Origin of the sequence: Sinorhizobium glycinis, from assembly GCF_001651865.1 — a bacterium.
Lineage (GTDB): Bacteria > Pseudomonadota > Alphaproteobacteria > Rhizobiales > Rhizobiaceae > Sinorhizobium > Sinorhizobium glycinis.
The window spans coordinates 132804-155644 of record NZ_LPUX01000050.1; the positions used below are offsets into that span (position 1 = coordinate 132804).

At 62.3% G+C, this 22841-nt stretch carries 17 protein-coding genes, 1 pseudogene and 1 riboswitch; of the genes and pseudogenes, 6 read left to right on the forward strand and 12 right to left on the reverse strand.

Translation table 11 applies throughout. From position 1 onward, the window contains the following. Positions 1–38 precede the first annotated feature (38 nt). Positions 39–1016, reverse strand: a complete 978-nt coding sequence (locus AU381_RS03265; protein WP_064240381.1) for a DUF1775 domain-containing protein — start codon at positions 1014–1016, stop codon at positions 39–41. Between the two features lie 91 nt (positions 1017–1107). Further along, the gene (locus AU381_RS03270; protein WP_064240382.1) at positions 1108–1497 is read right to left on the reverse strand and encodes a hypothetical protein; all 390 of its coding nucleotides are present in this window, start codon (positions 1495–1497) and stop codon (positions 1108–1110) included. Positions 1498–1762: 265 nt separating this feature from the next. Next, positions 1763–1850, forward strand: a riboswitch (glycine riboswitch). Positions 1851–1991: 141 nt separating this feature from the next. Here AU381_RS03270 and gcvT point away from each other — a divergent pair. The 3 genes from gcvT to gcvP are packed head-to-tail and all read left to right on the forward strand — an operon-like array spanning position 1992 to position 6374. Continuing rightward, the gene (gene gcvT, locus AU381_RS03275; RefSeq protein ID WP_064240383.1) at positions 1992–3131 is read left to right on the forward strand and encodes a glycine cleavage system aminomethyltransferase GcvT; all 1140 of its coding nucleotides are present in this window, start codon (positions 1992–1994) and stop codon (positions 3129–3131) included. Between the two features lie 16 nt (positions 3132–3147). After that, a complete protein-coding gene (gene gcvH, locus AU381_RS03280) occupies positions 3148–3510 on the forward strand; it encodes a glycine cleavage system protein GcvH (RefSeq protein WP_064240384.1) in 363 nt (120 codons plus the stop codon). Further along, positions 3510–6374, forward strand: a complete 2865-nt coding sequence (gene gcvP / locus AU381_RS03285) for an aminomethyl-transferring glycine dehydrogenase (RefSeq protein ID WP_064240385.1) — start codon at positions 3510–3512, stop codon at positions 6372–6374. The genes gcvH and gcvP overlap by 1 nt, the downstream gene beginning before the upstream one ends. A gap of 99 nt (positions 6375–6473) precedes the next feature. On the opposite strand, the gene sufA is transcribed toward gcvP, so the two are convergent. The 7 genes and pseudogenes from sufA to AU381_RS03320 form a co-directional block, all read right to left on the reverse strand. Then, positions 6474–6866: a Fe-S cluster assembly scaffold SufA gene (sufA, locus tag AU381_RS03290; protein WP_064240618.1), complete on the reverse strand. Its 393-nt coding sequence runs from the start codon at positions 6864–6866 to the stop codon at positions 6474–6476. Between the two features lie 256 nt (positions 6867–7122). Next, positions 7123–7503 carry an SUF system Fe-S cluster assembly protein gene (locus tag AU381_RS03295; RefSeq protein WP_018239791.1) on the reverse strand — a complete coding sequence of 127 codons (381 nt, stop codon included), beginning with the start codon at positions 7501–7503 and terminating at the stop codon, positions 7123–7125. A gap of 10 nt (positions 7504–7513) precedes the next feature. Next, positions 7514–8755, reverse strand: coding sequence for a cysteine desulfurase (locus AU381_RS03300; protein ID WP_064240386.1), 1242 nt, complete (start codon positions 8753–8755; stop codon positions 7514–7516). 12 nt (positions 8756–8767) lie between these two features. Then, positions 8768–10045, reverse strand: a complete 1278-nt coding sequence (gene sufD, locus AU381_RS03305) for a Fe-S cluster assembly protein SufD (RefSeq protein WP_064240387.1) — start codon at positions 10043–10045, stop codon at positions 8768–8770. Between the two features lie 22 nt (positions 10046–10067). Then, positions 10068–10823, reverse strand: a complete 756-nt coding sequence (sufC, locus tag AU381_RS03310) for a Fe-S cluster assembly ATPase SufC (RefSeq protein WP_064240388.1) — start codon at positions 10821–10823, stop codon at positions 10068–10070. Positions 10824–10900: 77 nt separating this feature from the next. Beyond that, positions 10901–12370, reverse strand: coding sequence for a Fe-S cluster assembly protein SufB (sufB, locus tag AU381_RS03315; protein WP_064240389.1), 1470 nt, complete (start codon positions 12368–12370; stop codon positions 10901–10903). Between the two features lie 158 nt (positions 12371–12528). Then, a pseudogene (locus AU381_RS03320) lies at positions 12529–13692 on the reverse strand (cysteine desulfurase family protein); the annotation flags it as partial. A gap of 224 nt (positions 13693–13916) precedes the next feature. Between AU381_RS03320 and AU381_RS03325 the strand changes: the two are divergent. Continuing rightward, a complete protein-coding gene (locus tag AU381_RS03325) occupies positions 13917–14594 on the forward strand; it encodes an alpha/beta hydrolase (protein ID WP_064240390.1) in 678 nt (225 codons plus the stop codon). A 175-nt stretch (positions 14595–14769) separates the two neighbouring features. On the opposite strand, the gene AU381_RS03330 is transcribed toward AU381_RS03325, so the two are convergent. Together AU381_RS03330 and AU381_RS03335 are read right to left on the reverse strand one after the other, a co-directional pair. Continuing rightward, a complete protein-coding gene (locus AU381_RS03330) occupies positions 14770–15966 on the reverse strand; it encodes a GGDEF domain-containing protein (RefSeq protein ID WP_064240391.1) in 1197 nt (398 codons plus the stop codon). An 80-nt stretch (positions 15967–16046) separates the two neighbouring features. Further along, entirely contained in the window at positions 16047–17198 is a 1152-nt protein-coding gene (locus tag AU381_RS03335; RefSeq protein WP_064240392.1) for an anhydro-N-acetylmuramic acid kinase, read from the reverse strand. 128 nt (positions 17199–17326) lie between these two features. Here AU381_RS03335 and tyrS point away from each other — a divergent pair, with 128 nt between their 5' ends. Further along, a complete protein-coding gene (gene tyrS / locus AU381_RS03340) occupies positions 17327–18580 on the forward strand; it encodes a tyrosine--tRNA ligase (protein WP_064240393.1) in 1254 nt (417 codons plus the stop codon). A 51-nt stretch (positions 18581–18631) separates the two neighbouring features. Here the strand turns inward: tyrS and AU381_RS03345 are convergent, their stop codons facing one another. Next, a complete protein-coding gene (locus AU381_RS03345; protein ID WP_064240394.1) occupies positions 18632–22015 on the reverse strand; it encodes a YhdP family protein in 3384 nt (1127 codons plus the stop codon). A gap of 349 nt (positions 22016–22364) precedes the next feature. Here AU381_RS03345 and AU381_RS03350 point away from each other — a divergent pair, with 349 nt between their 5' ends. Beyond that, complete coding sequence (locus AU381_RS03350) at positions 22365–22841, forward strand: peroxiredoxin (protein WP_064240395.1); 477 nt, start codon at positions 22365–22367, stop codon at positions 22839–22841.

The window sequence follows — 22841 nt, forward strand, 5'->3', positions numbered from 1 at the left end:
GTCAACCACCCGCTCCCCGAAGTCGCAAATCGGAAAACTTACTTGTGCTTGTGGCCGGCCGCTTCGCCGCCCGCAGCCCCCACGGGCAGCACATAATCTATTTTTCCGGCCTTTTCGAAGGTGAGCGTGACGGGCACTGCATCGCCCGCGACGAACGGTTTACGCACCTCCATGAACATCAGGTGCAGAGCGCCGCCCTTCAATTCGACGGTTTCGCCCGCCGGAATGGCGATGCCGTCGCCCAGCTTGCGCATCTTCATGACGTCGTTTTCCATCGCCATCTCGTGCAGTTCGACGCGGCCGGCCGCCGGGCTTTCGACAGCGACCAGCCGGTCATCGGCGCTGCCCGTATTTTTGATGACGAAGCCGCCGCCGCCGACCTTGGCACCCGGCAGCATCGCCTTGGCCGAACCGCCCGAGATTTCGAGATCGCCGGTTTCGACCGAACCGGTCGCGGCGTGATGAGCGCCATGCCCGCCATGGGCATCCTCTGTCGTCGAAAGCGTCACGGTTAGCGTCGGGGCCGGATGTTCGAGCGCATGGGCGTCCTGTCCCTCGGCCGGCACTTCGTCCCATACGACCTTTGCCGCAGAGCCGCAAAGCTGCGTCGCCGGGAAGGCGAGCACCGTTTCCTTGTCGAAGCCCGAGACTTTGCCGCGGATAACGAAGGTGTCGTAATGCTCGTCCGGCAGATTGCCGCCCTTCCAGCGGATTTCGACCGGACCGGAGGAAACCTTCGTTCCGTGATTGTCATAGGTCTTCTGGTAGTCGCCCTTGATGATTTCAAGCTCCCAGCCGCGCTTCGGCTGCGGCTTGGCGAACACGAAGCCTTCCGGCAACTTCACCTGCACTTCGGTGGTCGGCTTGCCGTCGCAGCCATGCGGCACCTGCAGAATTGCCTTGAACGTCTTCTCAGTGGGCGTGCTGTCGACTTCGAACGTCGCATGCGCGTGGGCCATGCTGGCGGCGGCGAGCGTCAAGCCGGCCGTCAGGAGGGTGAATCTGGTCTTGGTCATGTCGTAATCTCCGAACCACGCGCCGCGGGACACGGGCGTCGTGGTCAATGCCGCTGGGCGGCGTGATGAAATCCGAATTCTCAGGAGAGCGTTACGACAGGATTGGCGGCCCACGCGGGGGCGGCAGGAGGCGCAGGGGCGCCAGCGCAACCTGAATGTCCATGACAGGTGGCTTCACGAGCCGGTTGCCTGTGTCGGCCGGCACGCTTGTCTGCGGCGGCTCGGGCAGAAGCACCGACGCTGCGAGCCGGCAGGCTTCGCAAATCGGAGAGATCAGAGGCGATTTTTCGCCATCGTGGCCGACACCGTCGGTGCCGAAGCAAATATCCGCGAAAGAGCCGTCGGGAAGACGATATTCGGCCGCCAGCGCCCGGTCTGCCGCGATCGCGAGAACGGGCCTATGGGCGAATGACAGGAATACGAGCGCGATCGCGGCAAGCAGCCGCACCGCAGTTCGCCATCTGTCCAGTTGCCCGATCATCGTCGCCTCCTACAGCGCCACGCGTCTTATCAGACGCGCAAAGATCGCTGTAGCACTTTGAATTGCTGCATGGCTTTGTCCTTACATCGAGGTCGATTTAAGAAGACATGCACTAGTCGTCTTTTCGTTAGTCACAACCGGCGGCAAATGCAAATGCCGATTTGCCGCAGGCCGGTCGAGGCCGACGATGAAGTCACGACGACAAAAATATGTTTCATCGCGACATTCACCCTTGCCAAAATCCGGGCTTCGCCGTTATCTGGAGACGATCTTGTTGGGAGAAACCGGTTCGATCCGGTGCCGAAGGAGCAACCGCCCCGGAAACTCTCAGGCCAAAGGACCAGCAAGGTGCCGGTAGGACTCTGGAGAGAAGCGGTTACGCTCGCCGAAGGGATAACAATCTCAGGCAAACGGACAGAGGGGGCTCGAATTTGTCGGCGTTTGGCGCCGGTAGTGTGAGCCGGCGCGCCATGCGCCAGACCTGGAGGCCGGATTTGGAAACTATCTCCCGCTTGAGTCATACGCCGTTGCATGCCCTGCACCTGTCGCGCGGTGCGCGCATGGTGCCTTTCGCCGGTTATGAGATGCCGGTGCAGTATCCCGAGGGCGTGCTCAAGGAACATCTGCATACCCGTGCCGCCGCCGGCCTCTTCGATGTGTCGCACATGGGCCAGGTGACGATCCGCCCGAGGTCCGGCCGGATTGCCGATGCGGCTTTGGCGCTCGAAAAGCTGGTGCCGGTCGATGTGCTGGGGCTTGCGGAGGGTCGCCAGCGCTACGCGCTCTTCACCAATCCGGAAGGCGGGATCCTCGACGACCTGATGATCGCCAATCGCGGCGACCATCTGTTCCTCGTCGTCAACGCGGCCTGCAAGGACGCCGATTTCGCGCATTTGAAAGAAGGGCTTGGCGACAGCTGCGACGTCAGGCTGCTCGACGACCGCGCCCTCATCGCGCTTCAGGGCCCCCGCGCCGAAGCCGTGCTTTGCGAACTCTGGGCGGATGTCGCCTCGATGCGCTTCATGGACGTGGCCGAGGCGGATCTCCACGACGTCGCCTGCATCATTTCCCGCTCCGGCTATACGGGCGAGGACGGTTTCGAAATATCGATTCCCACCGCTTCGGCGGTCGACGTGACGCAGCGCCTGCTAGAGCATCCGGACGTGCTGGCGATCGGTCTCGGAGCCCGTGATTCGCTTCGCCTCGAAGCCGGCCTCTGTCTGTATGGCAGCGATATCGACACCGGCACGACGCCGGTCGAGGCGGCGCTCGAATGGGCAATCCAGAAGAGCCGCCGGGCCGGCGGCGAGCGGGCCGGCGGCTTCCCCGGAGCCGACCGTATCCTTGCGGAACTTGCGAACGGAACCAGCCGGCGCCGCGTCGGCCTGAGGCCCGAAGGACGCGCGCCCGTCCGTGGCGGCGCCAAGCTTTTCGCCGATGCGGACGGCGCGGTGCCTGTCGGTTCGGTTACCTCCGGCGGCTTCGGACCGAGCGTCGACTGCCCGGTCGCCATGGGCTACGTCGAAACCGCCCATGCCGAGAACGGCACACAGCTTTTTGCGGAGGTGCGCGGCAAATACCTGCCTGTCACGGTTTCCGCCCTGCCTTTCGTCAAACAAACCTACAAACGCTGACCAGGAGAAAGCGCGCATGCTGAAATTTACCGAAGAACACGAGTGGCTGAAGGTCGAAGGCGGCGTTGCGACGGTCGGCATCACCGAACACGCAGCCGGTCAGCTCGGCGATCTCGTCTTCGTGGAACTGCCGGAAACCGGCGCGACCTTCTCCAAGGGCGATTCGGCTGCCACCGTCGAATCGGTGAAGGCGGCCTCCGACGTCTATTGTCCGCTCGATGGAGAGATCGTCGAGGTCAATCAGGCGATCGTCGACGACCCGGCACTCGTCAACAGCGATCCTCAAGGGGCGGCCTGGTTCTTCAAGCTGAAGCTTGCCGATCCGCGCTCCGCCGATGCTCTTCTCGATGAAGCAGCCTACAAGGAGCTCGTCGGCTGATGAGCATGCCCAAGGACTTCACCTTTACCGACTACAAGCCTTACGATTTCGCCAATCGACGCCATATCGGCCCCTCGCCGGCCGAAATGGAGGAGATGCTGAAGACCGTCGGTTATCCGAGCCTCGATGCGTTGATCGACGACACCGTTCCACCTTCGATCCGGCAGAAGGCGCCGCTTTCATGGGGCGTGGCGATGACCGAGCGCGAGGCGCTCGACAAGCTGCGCGAAACCGCCAATCGCAACGAAAAGCTCGTTTCGCTGATCGGCCAGGGTTATCACGGCACGATCACGCCGCCGGTGATCCAGCGCAACATCCTGGAAAATCCGGCCTGGTACACGGCCTATACGCCCTACCAGCCGGAAATCAGCCAGGGCCGGCTCGAAGCGCTGCTCAACTACCAGACGATGGTCTGCGATCTGACCGGTCTCGATGTCGCAAACGCCTCGCTGCTCGACGAGGCAACGGCCGCGGCTGAAGCCATGGCGATGGCCGAGCGCGTCGCCAAGTCCAGGGCGAAAGCCTTCTTCGTTGACGAGAACTGCCACCCCCAGACCATTGCGCTCTTGAAAACCCGCGCCGAGCCGCTCGGCTGGCAGCTCGTGATTGGCGATCCCTTCAGCGATCTGGACGCTTCGGCCGTCTTCGGCGCGATCTTCCAGTATCCGGGCACCTACGGCCATGTTGGCGATTTCTCGGAGCTGATCGTCAAGCTGCATGAACAGGGCGCGATCGCGGCCGTCGCTGCCGATCCGCTGGCGCTGGCTCTCCTGAAATCACCCGGCGAGATGGGCGCCGACATTGCCGTCGGTTCGACGCAACGCTTCGGCGTTCCGGTCGGCTATGGCGGGCCGCACGCCGCCTACATGGCCGTCAAAGACGCTCATAAGCGTTCGATGCCCGGCCGTCTTGTCGGCGTGTCCGTCGATGCGCGCGGCAATCGCGCCTATCGCCTGTCGCTGCAGACGCGCGAGCAGCATATCCGCCGCGAAAAGGCCACCTCGAACATCTGCACCGCGCAGGTGCTGCTTGCCGTCATGGCCTCGATGTATGCCGTCTTTCACGGCCCAAAAGGTATCAAGGCAATTGCCCAGAGCGTCCACCAGAAGACGGTGCGTCTCGCAATGGGTCTCGAAAAGCTCGGCTATACGGTCGAACCGGATGTGTTCTTCGACACGATCACGGTCGACGTAGGCAAGTTGCAGGGCATCATCCTGAAGACCGCGGTCGCCGAGGAAGTGAACCTTCGCAAGATCGGTTCGACGAAGATCGGCATCAGCCTCGACGAGCGTTCGCGGCCGGTTACGCTCGAGGCCGTCTGGCGGGCCTTCGGCGGCGATTTCAAGGTCGAGGAGTTCGAGCCGGACTACCGGCTGCCGGAGGAGCTTCTGCGCACCAGCGATTACCTCACGCATCCGATCTTCCACATGAACCGCGCCGAAAGCGAGATGACGCGCTACATCCGCCGGCTCGCCGACCGCGATCTGGCGCTCGATCGGGCCATGATCCCGCTCGGCTCCTGCACGATGAAGCTCAATGCGACCGCGGAAATGCTGCCGATCTCCTGGCCGGAATTTTCCGAGATCCATCCCTTCGTGCCGTCCGACCAGGCGCGCGGTTACCAGCACCTGATCGAGGATCTTTCGGAAAAACTCTGCGCCATTACCGGCTATGACGCGATCTCGATGCAGCCGAACTCGGGCGCGCAGGGCGAATATGCCGGGCTTCTGGTGATCCGCGCCTATCATATTGCCAACGGCAACGGTCATCGCGACGTCTGCCTTATCCCGACCTCCGCGCATGGAACCAATCCCGCCTCGGCGCACATGGCGGGGATGAAGGTGGTCGTCGTCAAGGTGAGCGACATCGGCGAGATCGACATGGACGATTTCCGCGCCAAGGCCGAGCAATATGCCGACACCCTCTCCTGCTGCATGATCACCTACCCCTCGACGCATGGAGTGTTCGAAGAGAACGTGCGCGAGGTATGCGAGATCGTCCACAAGCATGGCGGCCAGGTCTATCTGGACGGCGCCAACATGAACGCCATGGTCGGGCTTGCCCGCCCCGGCGACATAGGCTCGGACGTCAGCCACCTCAATCTGCACAAGACCTTCTGCATTCCGCATGGCGGCGGCGGGCCCGGCATGGGGCCGATCGGCGTCAAGGCGCATCTCGCGCCGTTCCTGCCCGGCCATCCGGAAACGACCAGGCAGGACGGCGCCGTCTCCGCGGCGCCCTTCGGCTCGGCCTCGATCCTGCCGATTTCCTGGAGCTACTGCCTGATGATGGGCGGCGAGGGCCTGACCCAGGCGACCAAGGTGGCGATCCTCAACGCCAACTACATCGCCGCGCGGCTGAAGGGTGCCTACGACGTGCTCTACAAGTCGGCCAAGGGGCGTGTTGCGCACGAGTGCATCATCGATACGCGGCCGCTCGCCGAAACTGCCGGCGTGACAGTGGATGACATCGCGAAGCGGCTGATCGACTGCGGTTTCCACGCGCCGACGATGAGCTGGCCGGTGGCCGGCACGCTGATGATCGAGCCGACCGAATCGGAAACCAAGGCCGAACTCGACCGCTTCTGCGATGCGATGCTGGCGATCCGCGAGGAAGCCCGCGCCATCGAGGAAGGCCGGATGGACAAGGTCAACAATCCGCTGAAGAACGCGCCGCACACGGTCGAAGACCTCGTCGGCGATTGGGACCGGCCCTATTCACGCGAGCAGGCCTGCTTCCCGCCCGGCGCGTTCCGGGTCGACAAGTACTGGTCGCCGGTCAACCGGGTCGACAATGTCTATGGCGACCGCAATCTCATCTGCACCTGCCCGCCGATCGAAAGCTACGCGGAAGCGGCGGAGTGAATACCTGGGCGCGCCTTGGGTGCGCCCCTTTTGCTCAAAAGCAAAGGCCCGGTGGAGAACCGGGCCTTTGTTGCGTCTCGTACGCTGAAAAGTAACCGGTCAGTTCGCGCGCACCACCGGATCACCCTGGGCTGCAAGTGCCGCCAGGTCGGCGGGTTTCAACTCGACGGATTCGCCGCAGCCGCAGGCGGAGGTCTGGTTCGGGTTCTTGAAGGTAAAGCCGGAGCGCAAGGCGGTTACTTCGAAATCCATCTGGGTGCCGAGCAGATAGAGCACCGCCTCCGGCGCCACCCAGACCTTGGCGCCCTGATGTTCGATCAGATCGTCCTTTGGGTTGGCTTCGGTCACGAGATCGACGGCATATTCCATGCCGGCGCAGCCACCCTTCTTGATGCTCAGGCGAATGCCCTTGGCATCGCTTCCGGCATTCTCGACGATCGACCGTACGCGGCCGGCAGCGGCATCGGTCAGGCTCATTACGGCAAAGCCCATCGGCTCCATCTCCTTCATATCGCCGGGTTAAAGGCCCGGCGCTTTCCAGAATTGAATGTAGTGCCCGTATGTTAACGGATCAATATGCGGCCCTCACCTGGTTTGATCGAGCGGAATGCGGGCGGAAAACCGCGCACACTTTTCCTCATCCCGCTCTAGAGCATTTGCAGTCAGGTGGAATCACCTGACGTCGCACAAATGCGGCAAAAACAAAGGCTTAGAGCGGCGGCGCGAACGTATGTGAGCGCATCCCGCTCTAATACCAGCCGAGCGCCACCTGCGCCTCTTCCGACATGCGGTCCGGCGTCCATGGCGGATCGAAGGTCATCGTCACCTCGACGCCCGAAACGCCCTCGACGGCGCCGACGGCGTTTTCGACCCAGCCCGGCATCTCGCCAGCAACCGGGCAACCCGGCGCCGTCAGCGTCATGTCGATCTTCACCATGCGGTCGTCCTCGATGTCGATCTTGTAGATGAGACCGAGTTCGAAGATATCGGCAGGAATTTCCGGGTCATAGACCGTCTTCAGCGCGGCGATGATGTCGTCGCTGAGGCGAGCCAGTTCCTCGGCGGGAATGGCCGAGTGTACGATGCCTTCGCGGACATCGACCTTTTCTTGAGCTTCCCCGAGACTCATGTCTGCCTCCTTAGGCAAAGAACTTGCGCGCGTGTTCCAGCGCGTCCGCCAGCGCATCGACTTCGGCCCGGGTGTTGTAGAGGCCGAAGGACGCGCGGCATGTGGAGGTGACGCCGAAACGTTTCAAGAGCGGTTGCGCACAATGGGTGCCGGCCCGGACGGCGATACCGGCACGGTCGATCACCATCGAAACGTCATGGGCATGAATGCCGGCTATTTCGAATGCGAAGATGCTGCCCTTGCCGGGCGCATCGCCGAAGACTCGGAGAGAGTTTACGCTCGACAGGCGCTCCCGGGCATAGGTCGTCAAGTCCGCCTCGTGCGCCCTGATCGCCTCGCGGCCGACCTTCTCCATGTAGTCCAGTGCGTAGCCGAGCCCGATCGCCTGGACGATCGGCGGCGTGCCGGCCTCGAACCGGTGCGGCGGATCGTTATAGGTGACGCGATCCTCGGTCACCTCCTCGATCATCTCGCCGCCGCCCATGAAGGGCCGCATCTCCTTGAGCCGCTCAGTTTTACCGTAGAGCACCCCGACGCCGGACGGACCGTAGAGCTTGTGGCCGGTCATCACGTACCAGTCGCAGCCGATATCCTGGACGTCGACGGGCATATGCACCGCGCCCTGGCTGCCATCGACGAGCACCGGAATGCCGCGCTCGCGGGCGATGCGGCAGATTTCCTTGACGGGAACGACCGTGCCAAGCGCATTCGACATATGGGTGATTGCGATGAGCTTCGTCCGCTCGGTCAGGCACTTGACGAAATCCTCGATGTGGAACGCGCCGTCGTCGTCGACCGGTGCCCAGACGAGCTTGGCACCCTGCCGTTCACGGATGAAGTGCCAGGGCACGATGTTGGAGTGGTGCTCCATAATGGAGATGACGATCTCGTCGCCCTCCCCGAGATGCGGCATGCCGTAGCCATAGGCGACCGTGTTGATCGCCTCCGTCGAGGACTTGGTGAAGACGATGTTGTCCACCGATGGCGCATTCAGGAAGCGGCGCACCTTTTCGCGCGCCCCCTCATAGGCATCCGTGGCGGCATTCGAGAGGAAGTGCAGGCCTCGATGCACATTGGCATATTCATTGGAATAGGCATGCGCAATCGCATCGATGACGACCTGCGGCTTCTGCGCCGATGCGCCGTTGTCGAGATAAACAAGCGGCTTGCCATAGACCGTCCGCGAAAGGATCGGGAAATCCTGTCGGATCGTTTCGACGTCGTAGGCCGGCACCGGCACAGTGTGTTCCATGGTCCTGTCCAATCAGGCGTGTTTTTCGAGCCAGGCCGAGATCACGCCTTCGAGCGCCTCGACCAGCGCCTCGTCATCTTCGAGCTCCTCGACAATCTCGGCAACGAAGGCGTTGACGAGCATCGCGCGCGCCTTCTTCTCCGGAATGCCGCGCGAGAGCAGGTAGAACAGCTGCGTATGATCGATATCGATGACCGTTGCACCGTGACCGCACTGCACGTCGTCGGCGAAGATCTCGAGTTCAGGCTTTGCCGAGAAGTCCGCGTCATCGGACAAGAGCAACGTATTGCACGACATCTTCGCGTCGGTCTTCTGAGCGTCCTGGGCGACAAGGATCTTGCCCTGGAAGACACCTTTGGCCCGGTCGAAAACGACGTTGCGGATAATCTCGCTCGAGGTCGTGTGCGGCACGTCGTGGCTGAGCGTGAAGGTCACGTCCGTGTGGCTTTCGCCGCCGAGCAGGTTGATGCCGCGCAGCGTCAGATCCGCACCCTCGCCGCTCGCCCTGCCGTGCAGTTCCTGGCGCACCAGCCTGCCGCCGGCATTGATGACGAACACGTGCAGCTTGGCGTTCTTGCCGAGAACGAAACGAATCTGGCCGAGATGGGTGTCGGCCGGCCCCTGCTGCTGCAGGATGATCCAGATCACGTCGGCGCCTTCGGCGAGCGTCACGTCGCTGACCGAGGAGACGAAGCTCGCATCTCCGTTGGTTGACAGATGCCGCTCGAGCACGGTCGCCTTGGAGCCCGCACCGAAAGACACGGGGAAGCGCGTATGGGCCTGGCCGTGGCTTTGCGCCACCTGGATTTCCAGCGGCGCTTCCAGCTCGACGCCCTCCCCAACGGCGATTTCCAGGCCGCCGCGGACCAGGCCGCCATTGATGCGGCCGATGGCGTCGTCGGAGCCGAGTACCGCAAGTCCGGCAGCTGCCGAACCGTCAAGGAGGCTCTCGGTGTAGGAGCGGGACGTTATGCCTTCGGGAAGGCTCTTGAGATCGGCCTCGCCATTGCGCACCGAAAGCACGGTGGAGCCTGCGACGATCGGATCAACGCGGTCGGCAAAGGCGGACGGATCGGCGGAGGGCACTGCGCGCAGCAGGGTCCGGAGGTCCGTATAGTGCCAGGACTCGACCCGCCGCGTCGGCAGCCCGGCCGTCTTCAGCTCGTGAACCAGCGTATCGCGGAGCGACAGCACCGCCCCGTCGCCCGGCAGGTCGCCGATCTGGGCGGTGTAGGCATCGACGAGCGCCGTTTCGGCTGCCGTCATCTTGATGGCCTGTTGCATATTCATTCGAACACTCCTTCAACAGGCGTCAGGCTGCCGCCTCGATGATGTCGGCATAGCCCTTGGCTTCAAGCTCATGCGCCAGCGTCTTGTCGCCTGACTTGACGATCTGGCCCTTGTAAAGAACGTGGACCGTATCCGGGACGATGTAGTCGAGCAGGCGCTGGTAGTGCGTGATGACGACGACGGCCCGATCCGGCGAGCGCAGCGCGTTGACGCCGTCGGCGACGACCTTCAGCGCGTCGATGTCGAGGCCCGAGTCGGTTTCGTCGAGCACGCAGAGCTTCGGCTCGAGAAGCGCCATCTGCAGGATTTCCGCGCGCTTCTTTTCGCCGCCGGAGAAGCCGACATTCAGCGGACGGCGCAGCATTTCCGGCGCGATCTTGAGCTCGGCCGCCGCTTCCTTGACGCGGCGCATGAATTCCGGCGTGGTCAGTTCGTCTTCGCCGCGATACTTGCGCTGTTCGTTCATCGCCACCTTGAGGAACTGCATGGTGGCAACGCCGGGGATTTCGACCGGGTACTGGAAGGCGAGGAAGATGCCTTTCGCCGCACGCTCCGAAGGGTCGAGCTCGAGGATGCTCTCGCCGTTGTAAAGGATATCGCCCTCGGTCACTTCGTAGTCTTCGCGCCCCGAAAGGATGTAGGAGAGCGTCGACTTTCCGGAGCCGTTCGGTCCCATGATGGCGGCGACTTCGCCGGCCTTAACCGTCAGGTCCAGGCCGCGGATGATCTCGGTGCCGTCCTCGGCGATACGCGCATGCAGGTTCTTGATTTCAAGCATATCAAATCGTCCTCTTGGGAAACGAATAGTTTTCGCGCGCAGGTCCAGCGCGCCGGTTCAACAAAAAGTCCAAGGCGTCAGCCGACGGAGCCTTCCAGCGAGATGCCGATCAGCTTTTGCGCCTCGACGGCGAATTCCATCGGCAGTTCCTGGATGACTTCCTTGACGAAGCCGTTGACGATCAGCGCGATCGCCTGTTCTTCAGGGATGCCGCGCTGCAGGCAATAGAACAGCTGGTCCTCGGAGATCTTCGAAGTCGTCGCCTCGTGCTCGAACTGCGCTGTCGAGTTCTTCGCCTCGATATAGGGGACCGTATGGGCGCCGCACTTGTCGCCGATCAGGAGCGAGTCGCACTGCGTGAAATTGCGGGCGTTCTCCGCCTTGCGGTGCGCCGACACTTGGCCGCGATAGGTGTTGTCCGAAACGCCGGCCGCGATGCCCTTTGAGATGATGCGGCTCGACGTGTTCTTGCCGAGGTGGATCATCTTCGTGCCCGAGTCGACCTGCTGGTGGCCGTTGGAAACGGCGATCGAGTAGAACTCGCCGCGCGAACCGTCGCCGCGCAGGATGCAGGACGGATATTTCCAGGTGATCGCCGAGCCGGTCTCGACCTGCGTCCAGGAAATCTTCGAGTTCTTGCCGCGGCAATCGCCACGCTTGGTCACGAAATTGTAGATGCCGCCCTTCCCGTGCTTGTCGCCCGGATACCAGTTCTGCACCGTCGAATACTTGATCTCGGCGTCATCGAGCGCGATCAGCTCGACGACTGCGGCGTGAAGCTGGTTCTCGTCGCGCTGCGGCGCCGTGCAGCCTTCGAGGTAGGAGACATAGGCACCCTCGTCGGCGATGATCAGCGTGCGCTCGAACTGTCCGGTATTGCGCTCGTTGATTCGGAAATAGGTCGAAAGCTCCATCGGGCAACGCACCCCCTTCGGTACGTAGACGAAGGAACCATCGGTGAAGACGGCGGAGTTCAGCGTCGCGTAGAAGTTGTCCGACTGCGGCACGACGGTGCCGAGATACTTCCGCACGAGATCCGGATGTTCCCGCATCGCTTCCGAGATCGACATGAAGATCACGCCGGCCTTCTTCAACTCTTCCTTGAAGGTGGTGACGACGGAGACGGAATCGAACACCGCATCGACGGCGATCTTCGTCTTCTCGACGCCAGCCAGAATCTCCTGCTCCTTCAGCGGAATGCCGAGCTTCTCATAGACCTTGAGCAGCTCCGGATCGACCTCGTCGAGCGACTTCGGCCCGGTCGTGCCCTTCGGCGCGGCGTAGTAGTGGATCTCGTTGAAATCGATCTTCGGATAGCGGACACGCGCCCAGCTCGGCTCGTCCATGGTCAGCCAGCGGCGATAGGCCTCGAGGCGCCATTCGAGCATCCATTCCGGCTCGTTCTTCTTCTCGGAGATCAAGCGGATGATATCCTCGGACAGGCCCTTCGGCGCCTTGTCCATCTCGATCGTCGTCTCGAAGCCGTATTTGTACTGGTCCACGTCGATCTGGCGGACCTGATCAATGGTCTCCTGCACGGCAGGCATGTCGCTCTCCAATCTCGCCGGATCCAAGGTCCGGCGGCTTGTCAATGCGGTGCAATATGCGCGCACCGCTTATGTAATGGCTAAAAGGCGGTTTTCACCCCATTTGCCAAGCGGAAAATTGCTTTTCCGCAATTTCGTTCAAGGCTTTCCGCATTCAACGCGGCCTGCCCCGTCGAGCGCCGCCGCGCCGCCACTTTCGCGAAGACTGCGGCACAGCGTTCGATCTCCGCTTGCGTCGTCGATGCGCCGATCGAAAGACGCAGGGCGCCCTGTCGCGGATCATAACCCATTGCCGTCAGCACATGACTCTGTCCGACCTTGCCGGAAGAGCACGCAGAACCTGCCGAGAGGGCCACGCCTTCGAGATCGAAGGCAATCTGGCCCGTCTCCGCCTTCAGGCCCGGAAGCGTGAAGAAAGACGTATTGGCGATCCGCGGCGCATTCCGACCATGGATCACTACATCCGGTGCGCTTTCCAGCATCTGCGCCTCGAGCCAATCGCGCATCGCGGCGATCGCGGCCGTCCGAGCCGCGAGGTTATCGGCAGCCACCCGGGCAGCTGCCCCGAAGCCCACGAGGGCCGGGGCATTCTCGGTACCCGAGCGATGACCCTTTTCCTGGCCACCGCCGCGGATGAGCGGCGCCGGCATCATGACTTCACCGCGGGCGACGAGCGCCCCGGCGCCTTTCGGTCCGCCGATCTTGTGCGACGAGACGATGAGGAAATCGGCCCCCAGATTCTCGATCGACAACGGCAGGCGGCCGGCGGCCTGCACGGCATCGACGACCAGGAGCCCCCCGTGGGCACGCACGATCGCGGACACTTCGGCGATCGGCTGGACGATACCCGTCTCGTTGTTGGCGAGCATCACCGCCACCATCGGCAGACCGGACTGGCGATCATGTGCCGAAAGCAATGCCTCGAGCGCGATGCAGTCGATAACGCCGCCATTTGTGACGGGCACTTCGCAAACATTCTCTCGCCCGAAACGTCCGCCCTCGCGCACCGCCGGATGCTCGATCGCGGAAACATAGAGCCTGCCGAGCTTGAGCGGCGTGCGGCCCATGCGAAAATCCGGCGTCAGCACCATATTGGCCGCTTCAGTGGCGCCGCTGGTGAATATCACCGAGGAGGACTGGGCGCCGCAAAGCGCCGCAACATCACGCCGCGCGCTTTCAACAACGGTTCGAACTGCACGGCCCTCGCCGTGTACAGAGGAAGGATTGCCGACCGCATCAAGCGCCGACAGGAAAGCGTCACGCGCTTCGGGCAGAAGCGGCGCTGTCGCGTTCCAGTCCATATAGATGCGCGGTTCCGCCATTGGTTCCTTCGCTAGAGTTGACGGTTCAATCCCTGCAATCGACGCCGTTGCATTTTTCTTGAATTTTCCGCGCCGCTTGTCCTATGAGACGACAAACGCGGCGGAGTGCCCTGCATCGAAGTTTTGAACGGTTCTAAAGTGCGTTCTAGAAAAGCTGACTGCTTTCGTCAAGACATATCGGCGTCAAGAACCACGATTTGAACCAGAACGCTCCCGGAGAACCAATGCCCGAAATCATCTTCAACGGACCGGCCGGTCGTCTCGAAGGCCGCTATCAGCCTTCGAAGCAGAAGAGCGCACCGATCGCGATCATCCTGCATCCGCATCCGCAGTTCGGCGGGACTATGAACAACCAGATCGTCTACCAGCTCTTCTACATGTTCCAGAAGCGCGGCTTCACGACCTTGCGGTTCAATTTCCGCGGCATCGGCCGCAGCCAGGGCGAGTTCGACCATGGTGCCGGCGAGCTTTCCGACGCTGCCTCGGCGCTCGACTGGGTGCAGAGCCTGCATCCCGACTCGAAGAGCTGTTGGGTCGCCGGCTATTCGTTCGGGGCGTGGATCGGCATGCAGCTTCTGATGCGCCGTCCGGAAATCGAGGGCTTCATGGCCGTTGCGCCGCAGCCGAATATCTATGACTTTTCGTTCCTGGCGCCCTGCCCGTCGTCGGGCCTGATCATCAATGGCGATGCCGACAAGGTCGCGCCGGAGAAGGACGTGAACGGCCTGGTCGACAAGCTCAAGGCGCAGAAGGGCATCCTGATTACGCACAAGACAGTTCCTGGCGCGAACCACTTCTTCAACAGTCAGATAGAAACCCTGATGACGGAATGCGAGGACTATCTCGACCGTCGCCTCAATGGCGAGCTGGTGCCGGAGCCTGCGGCGAAGCGCATCCGTTAAAGAGCGCCACTAGAGCGGGATGCGCTCACATAAGTTCGCGCCGCCGCTCTAAACCTTTATTTTTGCCGCATTTGTGCGACGTCAGGTGATTCCACCTGACTGCAAAATGCTCTAGACCATCAGTTTCAAACGGCCCGGAGATCGCCAGCGGTCTCCGGGCCGTTGTGTAGCGTAGCTAGGACCGCCCCAACCGCCGGGACGTCGCGGGCAGCACGAGCACCGGCGGTTCGGCGCATTCCACGCGATTCCTGCCTCCGGCCTTGGCGGCATAGAGCGCCTTGTCGGCGCGCTGCATGGCCGCCTCCATCGGCTCTCCCGAAACAATGGCGGCGACCCCGAAGCTCGCCGTGATCCTGACGCTTTCAGGCAATCCGTCGACCCGTGTCGACGCCATCGCCGCGCGCATCCCCTGGGCGAGCACGCGCGCTTCCGCCAGACCGACACGCGGCAGAAACACGACGAACTCTTCGCCGCCGAGCCGCGCCGCCACGGCCCTCATGGGCATAAGCTCCACGAGCACCCGTGAAAACTGCCGGATAACGCCATCTCCGGCATGATGGCCGTAGGTATCGTTGACCAGCTTGAAGCGATCGAGGTCGGCAAGGATCAGCGTCCCGGGACCCTCGATGCCGTCGGCCTGCAATAGAGGTGCGACGCGATCCATAAAGCCGCGGCGGTTGAACAGGCCGGAAAGCGCATCGAGCTCGGAGCTGGCGCGGGCCTCGTCGATTATTTCCTTGACCATCACCCCCAGGATCGCAATGCCCGTCGCGACGATCAGCATCGCGCCAAGCGCTTGCGAAATGAGAGCGAATGGGCTGGCGAGGTAATCCGCCGCCGTAGTGCCCGATCCGGCTGCAATGGCGGCGTAGATTTTCAGGAGATAGTAGGCAGAGGTCAGGACCAGTAGGCCGAACAGAATCCAGTCCGCGCGGGACCGACGCGCCGACCTCAGGACGGTCGATGCCGACCAGGCCTGGATGATGAAGAACGGCAGCTGATAGAAGAAGGCGTGCTTGAGCGTCCCGCGCGGCAGGTCGTAGATCAGCAGATCGAGGATCACCGATCCGAGGAAGAAGACTGCCAGGACAGGCATTCGCGCCGGCACTCGATAGAAGAGCCCCAGCCCAAGGCGAAGCAGGATGAAGCCGGCAAGAACGCTGGCAAATGCTCCGACCGCAAAGAGCTTTGGCACGGGCGTGAACGGCAGCACGGTTTCGAAAACGGCCGAGAGCGAAGCGACGGCAAAGCCAGCCGCGCACCAGATCGCGGGACCTCTTGCCCGGCTTTTTGCAGCAATGACGACGAAGGCCACCACGAAGATCTGGGCAATGATGAAATTCACCGCCAGCAGGGAAATCGCACCACCCATCGATAGAATCCGAAACTCCCAGACGCAGATGAAAGCCCCGCGGACCTCAAGCAATGTAGCAATTGCCCACGAAGAATTCATTAATCAATGGCTTCGGCATCCATCGGCCTTGCCGCCAACCGTCCTCCGCTGACCGGCCTGCCGACACCGGTCGTGCCGGGATAGCTCAACGGCAGGCCGCGCAGTGACCTGACGGCCAGGTAGGCCCAGGCTTCGGCTTCCATCGAATCACCGTTCAGACCCAGCGCCTCAGCGGCAAGCACCCGTCCGCCTGCCGCTTTCGCAAGCGAGACCAGGTCCCGCATGATGACCGGATTGAGGCGGCCGCCGCCGCAGACGATGTAAGTTGACGGCATTTCCGGGAGATGACGTGCGGATCGGAGTATGGCCGCCGCCGTCACATGCGCCAGGGTGCGGGCGCCGTCTTCGAGGCTGGCATCCGCAGCAGCCGGCGGCGCAAAGTCGTTGCGGTCGAGCGAACGGCGCTTTTCCGATGAGAAGAAGGGATGCGCCAAGTAGCGGTCGGCAAGCTGAGGCAGCACCGAGCCTTCGCTCGCAACCATGCCGCCCTGGTCATAGGGGATACCGGCATGAGCCTCCACCCACTGATCGATCAATGTGTTTCCCGGTCCGCTGTCATAGGCAATGATTGCCTCGCCAGCCCCGATGTAGGTGATGTTGGAAATGCCGCCGATATTGACGAAGGCGACGGGGGCGTCGATTCCCGAGCTTTCCGAGAAACCGCGCGCCAACGCAGCGTGATAGGCCGGGATCAGAGGCGCTCCCTGGCCGCCATGGGCCATGTCATTCGCCCGCATGTCATAGACCACGTCGATCAGCGTTTCCCGCGCCAGCAGGCCCCCATCGCCGATCTGCACGGTCAGGGCCTCGTCGGGTCGGTGGAGGACCGTCTGCCCATGGAAACCTATTACATCAACAGTGTCCATCAACAGGTTGTTTTCACGAAGAAATGACTTGATCGCTTCCGCGTGCCGCAATGTCAGGTCTCGCTCGAGTTCCGCCAGAGTTCCGGGCCGCTCGTCCCTTTTACGGATCGACTTGGCTTCCTCAAGTCCCTGCTTCAGACGATCCCGGAAGCGCGGCTCATAGGCATATCCGGCTGACGGTCCTCTTCGAACGATCGTCTCGCCGTCGGTCTCGAGGAGGGCGACGTCTATGCCATCCATGCTCGTGCCACTCATCAGGCCGATCGCCGTCAACACCTTGCCCATGGATGTCCTCCCGCCTTACCATTTTCCACCGGTCATAGCAAAACGCTGCCCAAGCAAAAACGTGCACTTTCGACAAAACAGTGATAAACGCCGGCCGCACACATCCCAAAAGCCGAAAGAGACAGCTTATGTCCGAGTTCAAGTCCGATTTTCTCCGCACCCTTCACGAACGCGGTTTCATCCAACAGACATCGGATGATACCGGCCTCGACGAACTGTTCCGGAAGGAAATCGTGACTGCCTATATCGGCTTCGATCCGACGGCGCCTAGCCTGCATGCGGGTGGTCTCATTCAGATCATGATGCTGCATTGGCTGCAGGCGACGGGGCATCGCCCGATCTCGCTCATGGGTGGCGGCACCGGTATGGTGGGCGATCCGTCCTTCAAGGACGAGGCGCGGCAGTTGATGACACCTGAAACGATCGCCGCCAACATCGCGAGCATCAAGACGGTCTTCTCGAACTACCTGCGCTATAGCGACGGCCCGACGGATGCGCTGATGATCAACAACGCCGATTGGCTGCTGGGTATCAACTATCTCGAATTCCTGCGCGACGTCGGCCGTCACTTTTCGGTCAATCGCATGCTTTCCTTCGACAGCGTCAAGATGCGCCTCGATCGCGAGCAGTCGCTGTCGTTCCTCGAGTTCAACTACATGATCCTGCAGGCCTACGATTTCGTCGAACTCAACAAACGTTACGACTGCCGACTGCAGATGGGCGGGTCGGATCAGTGGGGCAACATCATCAACGGCATCGATCTCGGCCACCGGATGGGAACGCCGCAACTTTATGCGCTGACCTCGCCGCTGCTGACGACGGCCTCCGGCGCCAAGATGGGCAAGTCGGTCAACGGCGCCATCTGGCTCAACCCGGATATGCTCGGTCCCTATGATTTCTGGCAGTACTGGCGCAACACCGAGGACGCGGACGTCACACGCTTCCTCAAGCTCTACACAACATTGCCGATGCCGGAAATCGAGCGGCTGTCCAAGCTCGGCGGCTCCGAGATCAATGAGGTGAAGAAAATCCTGGCGACGGAAATCACCGCCATGCTGCACGGCAGGGCGGCTGCCGAACAGGCAGCCGAAACAGCCCGCAAGACCTTCGAAGAAGGTGCGCTTGCCGAAAACCTACCGTCGATCGAGGTCCCTGCCCCCGAACTCGAGTCCGGCCTGGGTCTGCTGACGCTGGTCGTGCGGGCGGGCCTCGCGGCATCGAACGGCGAGGCTCGCCGCCATGTCCAGGGTGGCGCCGTTCGCATCAATGACGAGCAGGTCAACGACGAGCGCCGTGTCATCGGCAGCGGAGATGTCACCGGCGATGGCGTTATCAAGCTGTCGCTCGGCAAGAAGAAGCACATGCTGGTGCGACCCGTCTGACCGGCAGCGTTTCGCGCGATCAGCTGAGGGCCGGCCGCTGCGCCGGCCTTTTCATTGGAACTCGAAAATGCTGCGGAAAACGCCCGGGGCGATGAGCGACAGCGGATTGATCGTCAGGCTCGGGTGGTTGAAGGGGCCGGTCAGCTTGAACGTAATGCCGAGCAGGCCGCGGTCGCGACCATTGCCGAGCAGGACGCCGATCAGCGGCAACTCGCCGAACAGCCGATTGATGCCATAGGCCGGCATGAAGGTTCCCGTCATGTCCATGCGGCCGCTGCTGTCGCGGATCGTGCCCTGGAAGGTGGCGCCGACGTCAATGCCGCGCAACACGCCGCTGTCGACTCGGACAGTGCCGCGATCCAGGAGGAGTTGGGCGAAGCCCCGGTCGAAACGGGCGGTGCTCACGTCGATATCGCGCCGCACGGCCTGATTGAGGCTGCGGCCGTCCCGGCCAGCCGTCGAGACCATCGACTGCAGCTTCTGTTCGCCGACAAGGGAGAATTTCCGCAGGTCCACGGTGCCGCGCCAGGATCTCGCGCCTCGATCGCGAAGGCGCAGGTTCAAGAGGCCGCCGCGCATATTGCGGTAGATGTCGGTGAAGCGGGCCAGAGCGCCCGCGTCGCCCGTCGTCAGTTCCAGCGTATTGTCCGGCCCCTCCTGCAGCAGCCTGGCGACCACCGCCTGCCCGCTCGCCGTTATCGCCGACAGGTCGATGCCATCGATGTCTTGACCGCGGGTAGAATAGGCGAAGCTCACATTGGACAAGACCTCGCCGTTGAAGCCGACGACACGGTCGAGGCGGGCGTTGATCTTCACCTTCCCATCGTCGCCTGTACCGGCTTGGCCCTTCGCACGCGCCAGCGGCAGCCGTATGTCTGCCGAGGAACCGGTGAGTGAAACGACATGACCGCCCTTGGCCCGCTCGACCGTCACCGCGAAATCATCACCGTTCGCAAGGCGCACGTCATGCAATCGGGCCAATGCGAGTCCCGCGTCGTCGACCCGCAACTCGCCGGCCGCACCAAATCCGTCGCCCTGTATGCGGAAGTCGTTTATCTCCGTCAGGTACCCGTTTTTCTTCACGGTGAATTCGGCATTGGCCGCAATGCCGGCGCCTTTGCTCCAGCCGATCCACGGCAGCGACAGGGTCGCCTTTCCGAGATCGGCCTTAACGGACTGGCTGCCGTCATCCGAAAGCGACACCTCTACACCGGCCGGCCCGCTGACGATGCCCGACAAAGCCGGAGCGATCTTGCGGCGCGCCGCCTCGTCGAGTGTTCCGGAGATCTCGCGCGTCCGCTTCACATTGGCGTTGGCATCCACCGGTTCCGTCAGTGCGATGCGCATCTCTGCGCCGTCGATTAGAGCATCGGCATCGAGAATCGCCTGGGTGTTGTCGATCCGCATCGTACCCGACAGATCGGCAATCTCGCGGCCCGAAACCGGCCGGTTTATCGATACCTTCTGCAACTGCATCTCCGCTTGCCACAAGGGCGGCGGCGGCTTCTGGTTGGAGATCAGTCCGAATCGGGCGCCTACCAATGCGGTCATCGGTCCGGTGAAGTCCTCCGGCGCGAAGGGAGTCTTCTGCAGGGCCCGGATCGGCTTGTAGCTGACAAGCTCGGCAATGGAGTCGGCCTCGCCGTCAACCTCGATCTTCATTTCCGCCATCAGCGGCTTGCTGTAGACATCCGGAATGACGAAGTCCCCGCCGTTCAGAGCGACGGACCGGCCGGACGGGAAGAAGGCCGCGCCCCGGCCAACCTCGACCGTCATGCGTTCGCCACTCAACTCTAAATGCCCCGCCGTATCGCGGAGCGGTGGAATTTCCCCGGCGATGTTGATGCGCGTGTCTTCGATGGAAAAATTGATGTTGAGCTCATTCTCGTTGAGCTTCAATTCCCCGCCGCTGTTGGCAATTCGTCCCTCCGGTATCGAGACCTCGATGCTTGCATCCCTCACCGTACCGCCGAAAAGATTGCCGATCGCCCATCGGCGGGCGCCCTTGGCCACCCACCAGGGCCACAATTGCTTGACGGCAGTTGCCTGCATGTGGTCACTCACCGCAGCGAAATTGATCTGGGGCGATGTCTTCCCGAAGGCGACCGCGAGCGAACCCGCCATGGACCCAAGCGGGCTCGATACGGTCAGCTCGTCGAAGATCAGCCGGTGGCTACCGGTCTCGAACCGGCCGTTCGCCTTGGCGTCGAAAGACAGCGGACGCTCCTGCATGTCTTCCGGATCGGAACTCGCGTCTTTCAGCAGCAGGTCGACGGCAAAGCCCTTCTGGCCACTCCCGGAGACCTTGTCGAGGTCGACCAAGGCACCTGTAAAGGGGAAGATCGAGCGCCCGATCTTGATCGATGAGGGCAGTATCTCCACCGAGTCTCGGTCAAAATCATAGGAGACGTTCAGCTCCGACTGTTTGAGCGCGGAGGCGAGCCCTCCGGCGTGAAATGCCCCTTCAGACGTCCTGATGCCGACGACCAAAGCCGGCGTCGCGCCTTCCGCAGCGCGGGTCGCCCTCAGACTAACCTCGGCCGCAGCATCGACTCCGAAGGCCTCCTCGCTGCCAGACTTGCCGTGGTACAGGAATGGCGAGAGCGGCAGGGAAGTAAAGACTGCCTCAATGCCGGCGACCTTCTCGCCATGGCCGAAGGCCCTCGCCTCGAGCTTCGCCTCCCTGCCATCTATGGCAATCGAGCCATCGACGCGGATAGAACCGTCGGGGTCGCGGCTGAATGCTAGCATCCTTACCTCGACCGGAACGATCCGACCGCGCGACCCGGTCACCGACAGCGTGAGATCCGAAAGCTGAACGGTCCTTGTGGCGCTTCTCGCCGTCAGCCGCGACATCCCATCGATGTGCGTGAACAATTTTTCGAGCGCTGTGCCGGTGTCCGCGACACGTATCGTCGTCAGGTCTATGGGCTCGCCGCGCGGCAAAAGCCCGGTATCGAGCTCGCCGCCTTCCGCCTCCAGCCGCGACACGGCGATGCGGCCGGTCATCAGGGCAATGGGATCGAGCGCAATCGAGACGGCCGCCAGCTTGGCGACGGGGCGCCCGGAGGCATTGTCGTTCAACGTGACGCCACGCGCCTTGAGCGCGAGCGCCCCACGGCCCGTGACCCGGACGACCGTGCTCTCCACGTCGGCATTGTAGTTGGCGCCAAGGGCGGCGTTGAGGGCGGTTCGCGCGCGGGCGTTCAGGGGACCGTCGGCGAGCCCGCTTTCGATGACGGCGACGAGCGCGGCGATCATGACGAAGCCCACAAGCGAGCAGCAGATCAGGAACTTGCCGAAAAGACGCAACAAGCCGCCGGACAAGGGCGTATGCACGATGACCGGGTCATGGGCCTGGGCCGAAGGCAGCGCGTCCAGCGCGACGATGTCTTCCTTGCGAAAGCAAACCCTTTCGCCGCGGATGTCACTCATCGGCGCGGGTTTCCTCCACCTGCTTGCTGCATTGCACTTGTTCCTGTCCGGACGGGCACCCGCCCGGGTCGTTCCTATTTCCTGTAGATCACAAATCGCCGGACCAAGTCACCACGCTTCGCTGTGGTTGCTGTGGAAAGCGCGCGACGGCTATCCTTGTGCGTCCGAAAGGATGCACAGTGCAGGAGCGGCCTTTGTCTTGCGACGTCGCATTCATTATGGCTCGTAGCCATAAGAGCCGTCGGGCGGCTGTCAAAGCAGTCACAATCTTGCTGGACGGACCGCGACGATCTTAGGTATCCCCTATGTGCGAAATGTCGATAAAACTTGGCGTAAGAAAGGCTTAATCATGGCACCTTTGCGGCGCGGCGATCCTGCCCCGGATTTCGAACTGGCTCGCGACGGCGGCGGCTCGATTTCATTGTCTGCTCTTCGAGGCAAGCCGGTCGTGTTGTTCTTCTATCCCAAGGACGACACCCGGAGCTGCACCGTGGAAGCGATTTCCTTCTCCGGCCTTTCGCAAGAATTCGCATCGGCCGGCGTGGCGCTGATCGGCATCTCGCCCGATTCGGTCAAAAGCCATGACCGCTTTACCAAGAAGCACGACCTCACTGTCGCCCTTGCCGCAGACGTGGAGAAGACAGTCGTCAATGCGTACGGCGTCTGGACGGAAAAAAGCATGTATGGCCGCAAATATATGGGCGTCGAACGCACCACCTTCCTAGTAGACCCGTCAGGCATCATCAATCGGGTCTGGGAGAAGGTCAGGGTGGCGGGGCACGCCGACGAGGTTCTCGCCGCGGCGAAAGCTCTCCGTACCGACTGA